General features: G+C 37.0%; 15 protein-coding genes and 1 pseudogene. 4 read left to right on the top strand and 12 right to left on the bottom strand.

Annotated features, from left to right (window positions below; all coding sequences use genetic code 11):
- Positions 1-20: 20 nt before the first annotated feature.
- On the top strand, positions 21-1925 hold the full coding sequence (locus tag ACWOEC_RS08140; protein ID WP_455307281.1) for a M13 family metallopeptidase: 1905 nt from the start codon (positions 21-23) through the stop codon (positions 1923-1925).
- Between the two features lie 43 nt (positions 1926-1968).
- Here the strand turns inward: ACWOEC_RS08140 and ACWOEC_RS08135 are convergent, their stop codons facing one another.
- Genes ACWOEC_RS08135 through ACWOEC_RS08125 form a run of 3 tightly spaced genes read right to left on the bottom strand, consistent with a single transcriptional unit; the run spans position 1969 to position 3564 of the window.
- Positions 1969-2658 (bottom strand): 5'-methylthioadenosine/adenosylhomocysteine nucleosidase, encoded by a 690-nt coding sequence (locus tag ACWOEC_RS08135; RefSeq protein WP_455307279.1) that lies wholly within the window; start codon positions 2656-2658, stop codon positions 1969-1971.
- 13 nt (positions 2659-2671) lie between these two features.
- The gene (gene macP, locus ACWOEC_RS08130; protein WP_455307277.1) at positions 2672-2992 is read right to left on the bottom strand and encodes a cell wall synthase accessory phosphoprotein MacP; all 321 of its coding nucleotides are present in this window, start codon (positions 2990-2992) and stop codon (positions 2672-2674) included.
- Positions 2989-3564 (bottom strand): NUDIX hydrolase, encoded by a 576-nt coding sequence (locus ACWOEC_RS08125; RefSeq protein WP_455307275.1) that lies wholly within the window; start codon positions 3562-3564, stop codon positions 2989-2991. Before ACWOEC_RS08125 ends, macP begins: the two co-directional genes overlap by 4 nt.
- Positions 3565-3732: 168 nt before the next feature.
- Here ACWOEC_RS08125 and ACWOEC_RS08120 point away from each other — a divergent pair, with 168 nt between their 5' ends.
- Both ACWOEC_RS08120 and ACWOEC_RS08115 read left to right on the top strand, forming a co-directional pair.
- The gene (locus tag ACWOEC_RS08120; RefSeq protein ID WP_455307273.1) at positions 3733-4374 is read left to right on the top strand and encodes a 5-bromo-4-chloroindolyl phosphate hydrolysis family protein; all 642 of its coding nucleotides are present in this window, start codon (positions 3733-3735) and stop codon (positions 4372-4374) included.
- A gap of 70 nt (positions 4375-4444) precedes the next feature.
- Positions 4445-5626: a toxic anion resistance protein gene (locus ACWOEC_RS08115; protein ID WP_455307271.1), complete on the top strand. Its 1182-nt coding sequence runs from the start codon at positions 4445-4447 to the stop codon at positions 5624-5626.
- A 151-nt stretch (positions 5627-5777) separates the two neighbouring features.
- Here ACWOEC_RS08115 and ACWOEC_RS08110 read toward each other — a convergent pair whose 3' ends face one another.
- From ACWOEC_RS08110 to ACWOEC_RS08070, 9 genes are all read right to left on the bottom strand, one after another.
- Positions 5778-5918 carry a hypothetical protein gene (locus ACWOEC_RS08110; RefSeq protein WP_455307270.1) on the bottom strand — a complete coding sequence of 47 codons (141 nt, stop codon included), beginning with the start codon at positions 5916-5918 and terminating at the stop codon, positions 5778-5780.
- Between the two features lie 9 nt (positions 5919-5927).
- Positions 5928-6956, bottom strand: coding sequence for a two-component system sensor histidine kinase SapS (gene sapS / locus ACWOEC_RS08105; RefSeq protein WP_455307268.1), 1029 nt, complete (start codon positions 6954-6956; stop codon positions 5928-5930).
- 9 nt (positions 6957-6965) lie between these two features.
- Positions 6966-7640 (bottom strand): two-component system response regulator SapR, encoded by a 675-nt coding sequence (sapR, locus tag ACWOEC_RS08100; RefSeq protein WP_455307266.1) that lies wholly within the window; start codon positions 7638-7640, stop codon positions 6966-6968.
- A 111-nt stretch (positions 7641-7751) separates the two neighbouring features.
- Complete coding sequence (nagB, locus tag ACWOEC_RS08095) at positions 7752-8459, bottom strand: glucosamine-6-phosphate deaminase (RefSeq protein WP_455307264.1); 708 nt, start codon at positions 8457-8459, stop codon at positions 7752-7754.
- An 81-nt stretch (positions 8460-8540) separates the two neighbouring features.
- Complete coding sequence (locus ACWOEC_RS08090; RefSeq protein WP_455307262.1) at positions 8541-10040, bottom strand: phosphomannomutase/phosphoglucomutase; 1500 nt, start codon at positions 10038-10040, stop codon at positions 8541-8543.
- Positions 10041-10172: 132 nt separating this feature from the next.
- On the bottom strand, positions 10173-11606 hold the full coding sequence (locus tag ACWOEC_RS08085; protein ID WP_455307260.1) for a 6-phospho-beta-glucosidase: 1434 nt from the start codon (positions 11604-11606) through the stop codon (positions 10173-10175).
- A gap of 331 nt (positions 11607-11937) precedes the next feature.
- Positions 11938-12705 (bottom strand): tyrosine-protein phosphatase, encoded by a 768-nt coding sequence (locus ACWOEC_RS08080; RefSeq protein WP_455307258.1) that lies wholly within the window; start codon positions 12703-12705, stop codon positions 11938-11940.
- 105 nt (positions 12706-12810) lie between these two features.
- A complete protein-coding gene (locus tag ACWOEC_RS08075) occupies positions 12811-14283 on the bottom strand; it encodes a helix-turn-helix domain-containing protein (protein WP_455307256.1) in 1473 nt (490 codons plus the stop codon).
- Positions 14284-14394: 111 nt separating this feature from the next.
- Positions 14395-14946, bottom strand: a complete 552-nt coding sequence (locus tag ACWOEC_RS08070) for a class A sortase (RefSeq protein WP_455307254.1) — start codon at positions 14944-14946, stop codon at positions 14395-14397.
- A gap of 80 nt (positions 14947-15026) precedes the next feature.
- Between ACWOEC_RS08070 and ACWOEC_RS08065 the strand changes: the two are divergent.
- Positions 15027-15204: pseudogene (locus ACWOEC_RS08065) on the top strand (IS6 family transposase); the annotation flags it as partial.

Here is a 15204-nt window from a genome sequence, read left to right as displayed (position 1 = left end):
ACATTAAAGGAGGAACTACTATGACAAGACGGGCACAAGAGGATTTTTATGATTATGTAAATGGTGAATGGCTTGAAACTGCAAAAATTCCTGAAGATAAACCTTCGACTGGTGGTTTTCAAGATTTAGTCACGTCAATCGAAACACAATTGATGACTCAATTTGAAACTTGGGCAGCACAACCTGAGACCATTCCCAACACTTATTTGAAGACAGCGATCGATTACTACGAACTTGCAATGGATCAAGATAGACGAAATGTTCTAGCAGCAAAACCTTTAGCCGAGCACTTAAGTATCCTAAAAACAATCGATTCTTTTGAAGCACTGAACGATGTATTGTATGAACTTAGTCTAAAAAATTTCGCACTGCCTTTTGATCTAGACGTGATGGCAGATATGAAAAACACTCAACAGCATGCACTCTATCTGTCCCCAGCTTCATTGATCTTACCAGATAAAACGTATTATGCTGAAGAAAATGAGCAAACGACAGCGATGTTGCAAGAGTTCTTTGATATGAGTGTCACATTGATGCAAGAATTAGGCCATACACGTGCGCAATCAGAAGCATTAGTTGAACAGGCTATGGCTTACGATAAGGCTCTTGTCGACTATGTAAAAAGTGCAGAAGAACGTGCGGATTATAGCTTGATGTACAATCCACGATCAATGGATCAAGTCGTAGCTTATACCGATCGTTTTGATCTTAAAACGTTGATCGAAAAACTAGTTGCAGAAACTGTCGAGACAGTGATTGTGACTGAACCCATGTATTTTGAACACTTTTCAGCTTTTACCGAAACTGATCACTTGCCTTTACTTCGAAGCTGGATGTATGTCATGACAGCATTACGCTATACGGAATACTTAAGTAATGACATTCGTGTACTTGGAGGGCGCTACCAACGTTTCTTATCCGGGATAAAAGAAGCCAAAACGTTTGAAAAAGCAGCCTACCAAACTGTATTTTCACAATTCTCAGCTGCTGTTGGAGAGTACTATGCCAAAACGTATTTTGGGCCAGAAGCCAAAGCAGATGTTGAACATATGGTGGTGACAATGATCGATGTGTATAAAAAACGCTTAGAACAAAACACTTGGTTGAGCAATGATACACGCACATTAGCAATCAAAAAATTAGATCACATCGGTGTCCATGTAGGGTATCCGGAAAAACTACCAAAAATTTACGATTCACTTCATGTGATAGCTAAAGCTGACGGTGGCGAATTTTTTGAGAATGTTTTAGCACTCGCTCGCATTCGTACGCTAGCACATTTTGAAAAGTACTCAGAACCTGTCGATCGCACCGAATGGGGTATGTCCGCAGCCACAGTCAATGCGTATTATAGTGGACTAATGAATATCATTGTCTTTCCTGCTGCGATTTTACAAGCACCATTTTATAGTCTCTCTCAATCAAGTAGTGCAAATTACGGTGGTATCGGGGCAGTGATTGCTCATGAAATCTCACATGCATTTGACAATAACGGAGCTAAATTCGACGAAAATGGAAATCTAAGTAACTGGTGGACAACAGAAGATTTAGCACAGTTTAAAGCTTTAGCCAATCAAATGATCGCTGAATTTGATGGACTCGATTTTGCAGAAGGCAAAGTCAATGGTACGTTAACAGTCTCTGAAAACATTGCAGATGCCGGTGGTTTAAGTTGTGCCCTAGAAGCAGCTAAACGCGAATCAGATGTTGATCTAGAAGACTTCTTCGTCAACTGGGCTAAGATCTGGCGTACAAAAGCGACGTTAGCCTATCAACAATTACTCTTAAAAGTTGATGTTCACGGTCCAGCAAAATTACGTGCCAATATCCAAGTGCAAAATTTAGATGATTTTTACGACGTATTTGACGTTCAACCAACTGATCCAATGTATCGTGCACCTGAAGATCGTGTACGTATTTGGTAATAAAAAATGGGGATGTGACAGAAATCTGTCGCACCCCCATTTTTTAATTACGGATATAAGCTAGAACCATTTCAGCTGAACGGAGACCTGCTTCGATAATAAACTCGTCGAAACTTTGAGTCGCTTCTTCTTCTGCAGTATCGCTCATCGCACGGATGATGATAAACGGGACATCAAATTGATGGGCGGTTTGTGCAATCGCTGCACCTTCCATCTCACAAGCCAACGCTTCAGGGAAGTGACCCAAAATTGTTTGGACTTTCTCTGAACTATTGACAAACGTGTCACCAGTGACGATCAAACCAGTCTTGGTTTGTAGGTCTGCTTGTTTAGCAGCTTGTTCAAATTTATGGATCAAGTTTTTATCTGCTTCATAATAAAGTGGCATCCCTGCTGGCAATTGACCATATTCATAGCCAAAACCCGTAACGTCCACATCATGATAAGCCAAACGATCCGATAATACAACGTCGCCTACTGCTAGTCCTTGTCCGATTCCACCAGCAGATCCTGTATTGATGACCACGTCTACTTCATATTTTTGAATCAATAAACTTGTCGTGATTGAGGCCAAGACTTTCCCAATCCCCGACTGTACTACGATCACTTCTTGGTCATTGATCATTCCTTGATAAAATGTTGCTCCAGCTTGTTCCCAAGTTGTTTTGTTCGTTAAAGCAGTTTGTAAAATCGCTACTTCTTGCGCCATTGCGCCAATAATTCCGATCTTCATAGGTACCTCCAACTTATAAATAAATAATCGCCAATATCACTAAAACCAGTAGTACAGCCACGATCCCGATCGCTTTCATTAAAAACGTGTTCATCTCACGTGATCGCTGATTGACCTGTGTACGCGAGGTACTTTTTTCTGTTTTTTTTGGATAAGGCTTTCGATAAAAATGTCCAGCTTTTGACTCGTCCGATTTTTTTTTCATTTGACGAACAGGTTGCGTCGTTTGAAGCTTTTCACTTTTTTTTACGCGCATTTTTTCTTGTTGTTTACTGCGCGCTTGTTTTTGTTGACGTCGCAACTCTGAGCGCGTCACTAAAGGACGTTTACTCATGAAACTTCTGTTCCACCTTTCGTTAATTGCAATTCCCAATACGTCACAGCATACAACGTTTTGGCATCACAAATCAAGCCCGATGCGATGGCATCTTTGACTTCACTTAGCGTCAATTCCTCGCATTGTAAAAATTCATCTTCATCTTGAGCTAATGGTCGAGCGGCTTTTGTTAAATGCTTAGCTTCATAGATCGTTAAAAATTCATCTGAAAATCCTGGTGTAGAGTACATCCCCACGATTTCCTTCCATTCGTTTGCTTGATAGTCCGTTTCTTCTTCTAGCTCGCGCTTTGCAGTATGTATTGGATCATTTTCTTCACCTGGATCGATTTTTCCAGCTGGGATTTCTAAAGTATCACGCTCTAATGGCTTGCGAAATTGACGGACCAGTACGATTTTTTGTTCATTTGTCACAGCCAATACAGCCACAGCACCATGATGTAATACAAGTTCTCTTGTAGCATGACGACCATCTGGTAGTGTCACGTCATCTACATAGACATCAATGATGTTTCCTTTAAAGATTTCGGTGCGTTTTGTCGTTTTTTCTTCAAAATTTGAGGGTGTCATAAGTTCTCCTTTCTCATTTTCAAGTTTCGTACTCAAAGTGTACCACAAAAAAATTAGGATTTTGCTAAATTATGTAAATCCATCGAAAGACCGATACTTTTTCAGATAGTAACATGCTAAAATAATGGTATCGATAAGACAGTCATCGCTTTTTCAGGAGGAAAGAATATGAATAAAAAAAAATGGACAATCATAGGTGTCGTGCTCTTCGTATTATTTCTATGGTTAGGACTAGGATTAGATGATATGATCGCAATCGCTGTACTAGTTGGCCTAATCTTTTTAGGGATCCGTCTTTTCGCCAGAAGATCCCCCAAAAAGAAAGCGAAAACGATTCAGCACATTTCAAAAGAGAAAGAACAGCACTACAAAGAAAGCGGGATGTCTCAAAGTGAGATCACACTCTTTAGAGAAACGATGAGTCAAACGAAAGAATTGATCGATCGTTTACAAAAAAATATCAATCAAAATGCTAAATTAAAATCGATCGATCTGCGTTATGACACTGTTAGAGCTTCAAAAGCTTTATTTAAAGATTTAGTGAAACACCCAAAAAGACTGCATTTAGCCAATCATTTTTTATACACCCATTTGCCTAACTTAGTTGAATTGACCGATAAATATCTCGAAATCAATATCCATGAAATCAAATCAAAAGAAACTTATGTTAAAATGGAAGAAAGCATTCTAGTGATTGACCAAATGGCTGCTTTGATTGCCAAAGATTATCAAAATTTCGTTGCTGAAGATTTTGACGAAATCGATGTTGAATTATCTTTAGCTAAACAAAGTATCCAACAACAAAAGTAAACATGAAATAAAAAAATCTAGCGCAGTCTGCTAGATTTTTTCGTACGATACCCTATGAGGAGGAATGGAAATGGATGAACAAATAAAACCGACAACAACAGACGCTCTAGATGATCTTTTAGCAGATCCTTTTGATTTTCCAATCGAACAGGCCCCTACTGCTAATCCAGTTGCTTCAGCTACAACAACAGCACCAAAGTTGATCGATAAATTACCTGAAGAGCGGCAAAAACAAGCGCGCGATTTAGCTGAAAAAATCGACGTGACGAACCAACAAGCAGTCATTACTTATGGTGCGAGTGCGCAAACAAAACTGAGCCAATTTTCACAATCGATGCTTGATCATGTTCAAACTTCTGATATTGGGCCGATCGGTGATTCCTTGAGTGAGTTGATGTATCGTTTACAAGAGGCCAATCCAGATGAATTACGTGCTGGAGAAGGCAATATCTTCCAACGAATGTTTGGCAAAGTAAAACAATCTATCTATGAAGTAACCGCTAAATATCAAAAAATCGGAGCACAGATCGATAAGGTCGCGGTCAAACTCACACAAGAAAAAGATGGTTTATTAAAAGACAATCAAATGTTGGAAGAATTGTATCAAAAAAATAAAGATTATTTTGATGCATTAAACATTTATATCGCGGCTGGAGAATTGAAAATGGATGAGTTACAAAAAACAATCATCCCTGAAGCAACCGAAAAAGCCCGTCAAACTGGTGATCAAATGGATGCACAGATCGTCAATGACTATACTCAGTTTTTAGATCGCCTGGACAAACGTACCCATGACCTAAAACTAGCACGTCAAATCACGATCCAACAAGCGCCACAGATCCGCCTGATCCAAAATACGAACCAAGCACTGGCTGAAAAAATCCAAGCTTCCGTTTCCACAGCAATCCCGCTTTGGAAAAACCAGGTCGTAATCGCATTGACTCTACTTCGTCAAAAAGACGCAGTCACTGCACAACGCCAAGTATCTGAAACGACAAATGACTTGTTGAAGAAAAATTCCGAGTTACTTAAAATTTCCGCAATCGAAACAGCTAAAGAAAATGAACGGGGCATTGTAGATATTGAAACGCTCCAAAAAACACAAAATGATTTGATCGAAACGATCCAAGAAACTTTACGTATCCAACAAGAAGGAAAAGAAAAACGTCGCAGTGCGGAACTTGAACTCCATACGATGGAAAATGACTTAAAAGATAAATTACTCGATTTAACTCAACAACGCAATCAATAAAAAAGAAACTGTAACAAAAAAAATAAGTCGAATCATTCCGATAATAGGTTCCCCTATTTCGGTAATGATTCGGCTTATTTTCTTAGGACCTACTTTTGAAGTATCATTGATCCATTTTTTAAGAGTGCAACAGACATTTGTCATATCTTTTTCAACTAATTAATTTAGCAAGCAATAACAGGATCGCTGGAAAAAAACTATTCGTTGCATTAAAAATTAGGACTGAAATCAATAACTCGACAGGAATGACAAGCAGTCCTAGTCGATCTTTAGTTGTCCAGTTCGTATTCATTTTACTCTCCTACTCTTCATATTCGTTATAATAACTTAATTTTGGAAAGAATAAAGACACCGTCGTCCCTTCTTTCCAAACAGATGACACCGTCAAATCGATTCCTAATTTTTGCGCCAGATTTTTAGCTAGATAAAGACCTAGTCCTGTAGAATGCACTTGTGCATTACGACCGTTTGATCCAGTAAATCCTTTATCGAAAATTCGTTTTAGATCTTCTGGAGGAATGCCGATTCCAGTATCCACAATATGTAAACAGACTCCTTTTTCCTGCTTTTCAATGCGCGTCATGACACTTCCGGATTCATCTGTATATTTGATTGCGTTCGCTAAAATTTGGCGGTATATGAAGGCGACCCATTTGGGATCTGTCAATACGACTTCATCTTCACCAAAAATCGAAAAACGAATATTTTTTTCAATAAAGTAATTTGCTTGACTACGTACTACTGGTTGTATGATTTCCTTTAACGAGCTTTCTTGGATCAAATAATCTTTCGTAAAACTTTCTAAACGTGCCACATAGAGGACTTGTTCTACATAATCATTCATGCGAGTTAACTCATTTTCTAAAGCGATATATTTTTCATCTGGAATATCAAACTCGATCGAGCGCAGTAGTAATTGACTAGCCGCTAGGGGCAATTTGATCTCATGGACCCAAGAATCGATGTACTCTTTTTGCTCTTCTTGAGCAGAGATCACTTCATGCATCATTTCTTGGTGCTCTTGGATCGCTTGATTCACATAGTTTTGTTGCAATTTTTCAATCGAATTCCGCGCTCCAGATAAATAATTTTGTAATACGCTATAGTCTTCTGAGACTGCTAATTTACGCCACCAACTGCGTTTCAATACGTAATTGATTGTATGAATGCCAATCAATCCTAATAATTCGATGACAAACAAATAACCAACTATACTCCACTCAAAAGGATAATTTGGCGTTAGCCACATGACAAAGATCGTTAATAGAAAAAAAATCAGCCATCCTAGATAAGTCAACCATTGGTCTTTGATATAATTGCGTATCGTCATCATCTATCCTCACGGCACAATATAGCCTTGGCCAACTTTTGTTTCGATATAACCATAAACACCTGCTTGTTCGATTTTGCGACGCAAGCGATTGATATTGACTGTCAGTGTATTGTCATCCACAAATCGTTCATCATCCCACAAAGCACGCAGTAATTTTTCACGGCTTAAAATCTTACCATGATTTTTCATTAAAATATATAAGAGACGATATTCGTTTTTACTTAAATCGACAAGTTCTCCTTTGATCTCCACACTACTATTGTCAACGTTTAATACTAATTCATTGTGTAAAAGCGTTTCTTGATTCGCTTCTACATAATTATATGAGCGACGTAATAATGCATTGATCTTTGCGACTAAGACGTCCAAATCAAACGGCTTCGTTACAAAATCGTCGGCCCCCATGTTCATTGCCATAATCATATCCATATTGGTATTTCGACTTGAAATAAAAATAATTGGAACTTTTGAGATTTCACGGATTTTTTGACACCAATAATAGCCATCAAAAACAGGTAAATTGATATCTAATAACACAAGTTGTGGTTGCTCTGTTTGAAAATCATCAAATACTTTTTGAAAATCAGTCGTACCGCATGTTTCAAATTGCCATTTTTCAAGTTCTTCGCTGATCAATTCGCGAATTACTTTTTCATCTTCTACAATCATAATTTTTGCCATGATAACATCCTCCTTTAATCCTCAAAACTTTCTGCCAATCTACAGTTACAATTGGTATTCTTCATTATTGTAACAAAAAAAAGAAGGAGATGCTCTCCTTCTTTACTCAAATTATCGATTTAATTCACAAGTTGCGTCTTCATCGGCAATAATCGTCACATTTGGATGTTTTTGTAGCACGCTCGCAGGTAAATCTTCAGTGATTGGTCCTTCAATCATCCCTTTGATCGCTTGTGCTTTGCTTTTACCAAATGCAAGCAACACGATCGCCTTACTTTGCATAATCGATTGAATTCCCATCGAAATCGCTCTAGTCGGTACGTCTTCAATTTTATCGAAATAACGTTGATTTGCTTTTATTGTCGATTCAGTTAATTCGACCACATGCGTTGGCGTATCAAAAGGTGTGTCTGGTTCATTAAATCCGATATGTCCATTACGTCCGATTCCTAAAATCTGTAAATCGACTGGATGATTCGTTAAAATCTCTTCATATCTTTGGCATTCTTGATTTAAATCTTCTGCTTTCCCATTTGGGATATAGCTTTCTTTAAATGGTTTTTTTGCAAATAAATGTTCATGCATGTACATGTGGTAACTTTGAGAATCAGTCGCTGAAAGTCCAACATATTCATCTAAATTAACGGAAGTAAGTGCCGAAAAGTCTAAATCACTGGCAACCATTTCTTGATATAACGTTTCAGGAGTACTCCCAGTTGCTAGTCCCATTGTTTGTAAGCCGTTATCCATTGCATTTTGCACCAATTCAAAAGCTTTTTTGCCACCTTCTACTGCATTGTTTACTTGAATAAGTTTCATTTCATTGCACCTCTCTTTTTGGTATATACCAAATTTATCATATTCCCCAAAAAAACGCAAGTATTGTCTAGACCATTTTGGCTATTCCGCCAAAAAAGTCGTCATATTCGTTTGATCAATCATTGGAAATTGAGCAATTTGCTTTGCAATAAGCGCGGCGATCGTTTTCAAATGCCCCTTTTCATCGTTTTCCATCTGCAATACAAGTAACGGTTCATGCAAACTCAAACGAAGCAAGAACCAACCTGATCCGTACGGTGCACTGATTTTCATACGGATTCCTTCTTCATTTTCTGGATCTAAAGTAAAGCCAAGTTCAGTAAATGACTGAAAAGAATCAATAACTTTTTGACCGTTTACTCTCGCTTCTTCTGTGATTAAAAAGCGGATCTCTTTTGTTTCTGCAGGTTGTTTTAAATCTGCCATTAAGTCGTCTAAACTTTTTTGTTGTTTGACTAATGTTGGTAGCAACATTAAAATCTTGGCGATTACATAGGCACCATCATCTAAGAAATAATTTTCTTTAAAGGCTGCATGACCACTTGTTTCGATCGCTAGTTGACAATCGATACCTTGTTGATTTAAAGCGACTGCTTTGTTGATGACGTTGCGGTATCCTGAAATATAACGAACTTGTTTACCACCTAGTGATTCGATAAAGGTTTTTAGATGATTTGAGGTTGGTGAATTCGTCACGATACTTGTACCTGGATATTCGCCTAAAATAATTTGGCTTAAAACAGCAATCAAGTTATTACGATTCATCACAGCTCCCGATTTCGTTACAACGGCTGAACGATCGACATCTGTATCAAAAATCACACCTAGATCAGCATGATGGGTCAAAACAGCTTCTTTGATACTAGCCATGGCTTCTTTATTATCGGGGTTTGGGATATGATTTGGAAAAGCGCCATCAGGTTCTAAAAATTGTGAACCCGTAGTATCTGCACCTAAAACTTCTAGTACTTTTTTTGCAAAAAAGCCTCCCGCGCCGTTACCCGCATCGACTAAAATATGCCAACCAGATAGTGGTTGATTGGTTGTAGCATTCATTCCTTGTTTGATTTTTTCTACTAGATCATTTGCATATGGCGTTAAAATATCGGCTTGTTGAACCGTACCCTGTTGCGATATACCTTGGACTTTAGTGTGTTCTAAAATAAAGCGAATATCACTTTTTTCTGCTCCACCATCACGACTAAAAATTTTGATTCCATTGAAATAGTAAGGTAAATGGCTTGCAGTAAACATGATTCCTGCATCACAATCAAATTCTTTAAATTGAGTCGCCATAAACATAGCTGGTGTCGTAGCCATTGCAAAATCAACTACTTCAACACCTTGTAGCACTAGGGCTTTAATAAATGCTGTCACTAAATTCGGTCCGCTCAAGCGACTATCGCGACCAACACCGATTTTTAAAGGCTGTGATATTTTTTTGTGTTCATTTAACCAAGAAACAACTCCATACGCAATCGCTTCAACAGCTGCTGGTGTTAAATTGGCTTGATGTTCTTTTGTCTCAATTGCGATCCCTCTAATATCTGATCCATTTTGTAATGCAAATAATTCCTCCACAATAAAGAACCTCCTTGACTAAACTTGATTTTAGTTTTTATTACTATAATGATAGTGTACCTGAAACCTACTGAATTAGATACAAAAAGATAGATCCACAACATAATCTTGTGAATCTATCTTCATTGATTATTAGTTATTACTTAAATCTTCACCGTTCGTTGCAATCACTTGTTTATACCAATCAAATGATTTTTTCTTCGAACGTTTTAAGGTTCCATTTCCTTCATTATCACGATCGACATAGATAAAGCCATAACGTTTTTTCATTTCACCCGTTCCAGCACTTACTAAATCGATACAGCCCCAAGTCGTGTACCCTAAAAGATCGACACCATCTAATTCTACTGCATCCTTCATCGCTTGGATATGTGCTGCTAGATACTCGATACGGTAATCATCAATGACATTTCCGTTTTCATCAGGTGTATCGACAGCTCCTAAACCATTTTCTACAATAAATAATGGTTTTTGGTAACGATCATATAGATCATTCATCGTCACACGTAAGCCTAACGGGTCAATCTGCCAACCCCATTCACTAGCTTCTAAGTAAGGATTTTTAACAGAGGCAAAGATATTTCCTGCTGTTTGTTCATTGATTTTTGGATCAGTAGATTGTACACGTGAAGAATAATAAGAGAATGAAATAAAATCAACTGTATGTTCTTTTAATAACTCCAAATCACCGTCTTCAATCGGTAATTCAATTCCTTTACGTTCTAGTTCTTTTAATGCATAAGCTGGATATTCTCCGCGCGATTGGACATCGATAAAGAAGAAATTCTCACGATCTGCTTTACGTGCTGCCCATACATCTTCAGGTTTACATGTATACGCATAGTTTGTACCTGCTGCTAACATACAACCAACTTGATTTTCAGGATCGACTTCATGTGCAATTTTAGTTGCTACTGCACTTGCTAATAATTCGTGATGTGCTGCACGGTATTTTACTGCTTCTGGATCTTCGCCTTCTTCAAAATAAAGACCAGCCCCCATAAATGGTGCATGTAAGATCATATTGATCTCATTGAACGTCAACCAGTATTTTACCAAGCCTTTATAGCGTGTAAAAATCGCACGGCATAAGTTTTCATAAAAGCCAACCATCTCACGACTACGCCAAGCTCCGTATTTTTCAACTAAGTGCATTGGACAGTCAAAGTGTGTGATCGTTACTAGCGGTTCGATCCCATGTTTGTGACATTCTTTAAATAAATCTTCATAGAATTGTAGACCATCTTCGTTTGGCTCTGTTTCATCACCTAATGAAAAGATTCGACTCCAAGCAATCGACAAACGATAGGTTTTGAACCCCATTTCCCCAAATAAAGCAATATCTTCTTTGTAATGATGATACATATCGATTGCTTCTTTTGCTGGATAAAAATGTTCATCGTCAAAATCAAACATTTTCATTTCTCCTGTAATAACTGGGAAACGGTCTTTTCCAACTGGTGCTAGATCAACGTTGGCTAGACCACGTCCGCCTTCATTATAGCCACCTTCACATTGATTGGCTGCAGTTGCGCCGCCCCATAAAAAGTCTTCTCTAAATCCCATGAACTCGATCTCCTCTACATTTTGATTGAAGAAACTGTATACAGCTTCCTAATAATTTGCCCCTATCAATTTGAGTGGGCCGATGAATAAGCTCCTTAGATAACAAAAAACCTAATTTTTTAGACACAAAGAGACCTGAAAAAATCCACTCCCTAGGTTATCTAAAAAATCAGGTTTAGCTTGTATCTAAACAATCACTATCCATCATTTCTACTCTTTTACTATAACGAATAATACAGTAAAAGTCAACGCTTTCAAAAATCATCTATCTCATTTTGTTTATTCTAAACCTAAATTTTGAGATACTATCTTCTCTATTGACCAAATATCTTTAAGTAAGATAAATTGCTTGAAGATGGCGTTTTTCATTAGGTGTAAGTTGTAAAGCTTGGGTCAAAAAGTTCTCAGTACTTCTATAGTTTGTCATCATTTGATCAAAACTAGCATCTAAGTATTCCTTTTTGGCCATAAAAAAGACGGGTAATTCATCTAGGATCATTTGTGGTAAATTCAATCCACTCACTTGTTCGTGCATTTGTGCTACACTTTTTGTTAGATACGTGTTTGTTTTCAAGTAATCCGCTACGATCGTGTCATAATCGACATCCATCAAAAGTAAAAATAACGCCGCAGCAAATCCTGTACGATCTTTTCCAGCCGTACAATGAAATAAAATGCTTTGATCTGGAGCATCATTTTTTAATAGCATATCGATATACATACGATACGTTGTGTGCGCTTGCTCATTTGTAACAAATCCACGATATAATTCAATCATGATCTCATCAGCCGTTTTCCCAGTTTTTAATTGTTCCATTAGAGCTTGTGGCGAAGCAGACGTATCAAAAACTGGCAAAAAGTAATTTAAAACGCCACAAGGTGTGGCATCTGGATTTTGTTCGCGTTCTTCTTTTGAACGAAAGTCGATGATCTTACGCACACCATACGTATAAAGTAATTCTTGGTCCTCTTTTGACAATTGACTCAAATCAGCCGAGCGAACCAATTTTTTTAGACGTGTCACGTTTCCTGTCTTGGTTTGATAACCACCCATATCACGAATATTCTCAGCATGTTGTAATTGGATAATTGTTTGCATCATACGCCACTCCTTCTTTTTCTATCCCTATCATACTCATTATTTGCATATTTTCCATGGGATTAAAAGAAGTTTTTTCGAACAAGTCTGTAAGGTGTTGATATCTTATTTTTTATTGAAAAAATCAAACAACGCCTGACGGATCGTCGACATATCTTCTACTAAAAATGCTGATGTAACAAAACAGCGAATCAGTTTCTCATGTGCTTGTTTAGAAACACGATGTTCATATTGATTTAGATGGATCATAATATCTGGTGCATCATAGTCAAACGAAATATTATAGAGATAAGAAAAAGATTCTCGTACGATATTTTCCGCGGTTCGAATTTCTAAAATCGTCCGTGCTCCGTAAAATCCTACGTTGATTTTGCGTTCCCTAAAAGACAAACTGGTTAAATAAGCGACTAGTTTCCCATAATTTCTTTGTAAAACTTCGATTGGTCCAATGATATGTTGTGGATACGTTTGTTCTAGTTTTTTTAAATAATTCGCTAATTGTGACATTAGTCTAGGTACTCGAATATCCAATTCCCGATAATGAATCGAATTGATCCAATTTGGAAAAAGCCAATCATTTAAATGAATCGTGATAAAAAAGGGATAAAGTTCTTTATAATCAGATCGTGCGATTGGAACGATTTGATTGGAAAAATAAGTAATAGCAGTCTGTAAAAATTGATTCAAAGGTAAAGGTAACTTCCTCATCAATTGTAAGACTTGTTCTCCTTTTTTACGCATATAAAAAAAATCCTTGGCTAAAATTTGAAATACCAAATATGCGTGTTCAGTATTGGATAAACGAAAATGATAGGTTGGTATCAGTTGCTTTTGAACAATCTCTTCTATTAACTCCAAGTTTTGTGCTAATATAGAAGATAATTTAATCTTATAACCTAATTTAACACGAGTCATTTGGATAGCAATATCGTATTTGATTGTTTGGATCACTTCTGACTCTCTTACTGTTTTATATTTAAACTCTGCTAATTCAAATGTTTCTTCGATAAATTGATCGACTTGTTGTTCATCTACTAACTCAAATGGCCATGGAGAAGACTCGTATAAATTCATTAATGAATCACGTGCCAAGCGTCTGATAATCGCTTCTTCACCGACTAATTCTAACTCTCCTTGCGATGTTTTGATCGTCAATGCATAAGAAGCTAATAACTTTCGCATCGTACTGAGTCGTCGTTTTAATGTCGACTCTGAAAGATAAAACTCATCCATGAATTGAATCCGATTCACACGTTTTCCTAAGATCAAACGTACCCCTAACTGGACGACTGCGCATTGTTGTACAATAAAATTACGTAAAAATCGATACTCATTAATGTCTTCTATTTCCCATTTGATGAAATGATCATCTAGTCTAAAGTGAATCGATGCTACTTTACTTTGTTTAATAAAAAAAGCGATTCTTTCGCTATAGCGTAGAAGTGTTTTTTCACCCATATCTAATTGATGTGTTAATTCTCTTAAGGACATCTCTTGTTCCACGTGCTCTAGTGCATTTAAAATAGAAATGATTCTTTCGATCTCTGGATCATAAAGTTGTAGCAATTCACTTCCCATATTCTTTCTCCTTTGTATAAAATAACAAAATAAAATAGATTACATTTTTATATTACTCTATAACGAATATTATTAAAATAAAAATAAAGGTGTATGGATATTCATATACCTTTATTTTAGATAATATTTAAATAACGTTCTGTTTAATAAAAATATACAAATTATTACGATTAAAATAACTATATATATTATTTTTAGATTTTCTGTTTGTTTATGCTGATATATCCGTACTTCTTTTCTTTGCATTTCGTATGCAGTAGTCGTTACTGCTTTTTCTTTTGCAATCGGATAAGCTCGAATCAAATAGCGTTGACTAGTTAACACAGGGGTTGGGCAAGTAAAAATGGTTAGCATCGGTTCATGGCTTGGTGCAAGTACATCAAGATCACGCTCATCAATCAGCACTGTTTCGCTTATTTTATATGTTCGTTCTTCATCGAGATACATGACCTTGATTTCTTGTCCAACTTGAGCTTTAGTCACTAACTGTCCAAATAATAAGAATTCTAAACCTAAATGATGACCAAGTACTACTAGATTATCTGTCGCTAAACTTCTTTTTGGAAACATGACCACCCCACCATAGAATAAATTTTGGTTGGTGATCCCAATATATAAAGGTTGAATCCAGTTGATTTCAGGAATTTGGATCGAACCATACATTGTGAGGGTTCTGTTGCACAGTTTTAAATCTACTATCAAATAAGGTAGAATAATAGAAAAAGATAGCAGGAGGAATGACGATGAATCCTTTTAAAGGAAAGCAATTTCAGCAGGATGTGATTATTGTAGCCGTGGGCTACTATCTTCGTTATAACCTTAGCTATCGTGAAGTTCAAGAAATCTTATATGATCGTGGCATTAACGTTTCTCATACGACGATTTACCGTTGGGTGCAAGAATATGGTAAACTACTCTATC

It is taken from the genome of Enterococcus bulliens, assembly GCF_053761865.1.
The sequence above is the reverse complement of the archived record's forward strand: the minus strand, read 5'-3'. Positions and strand labels throughout refer to the sequence as shown.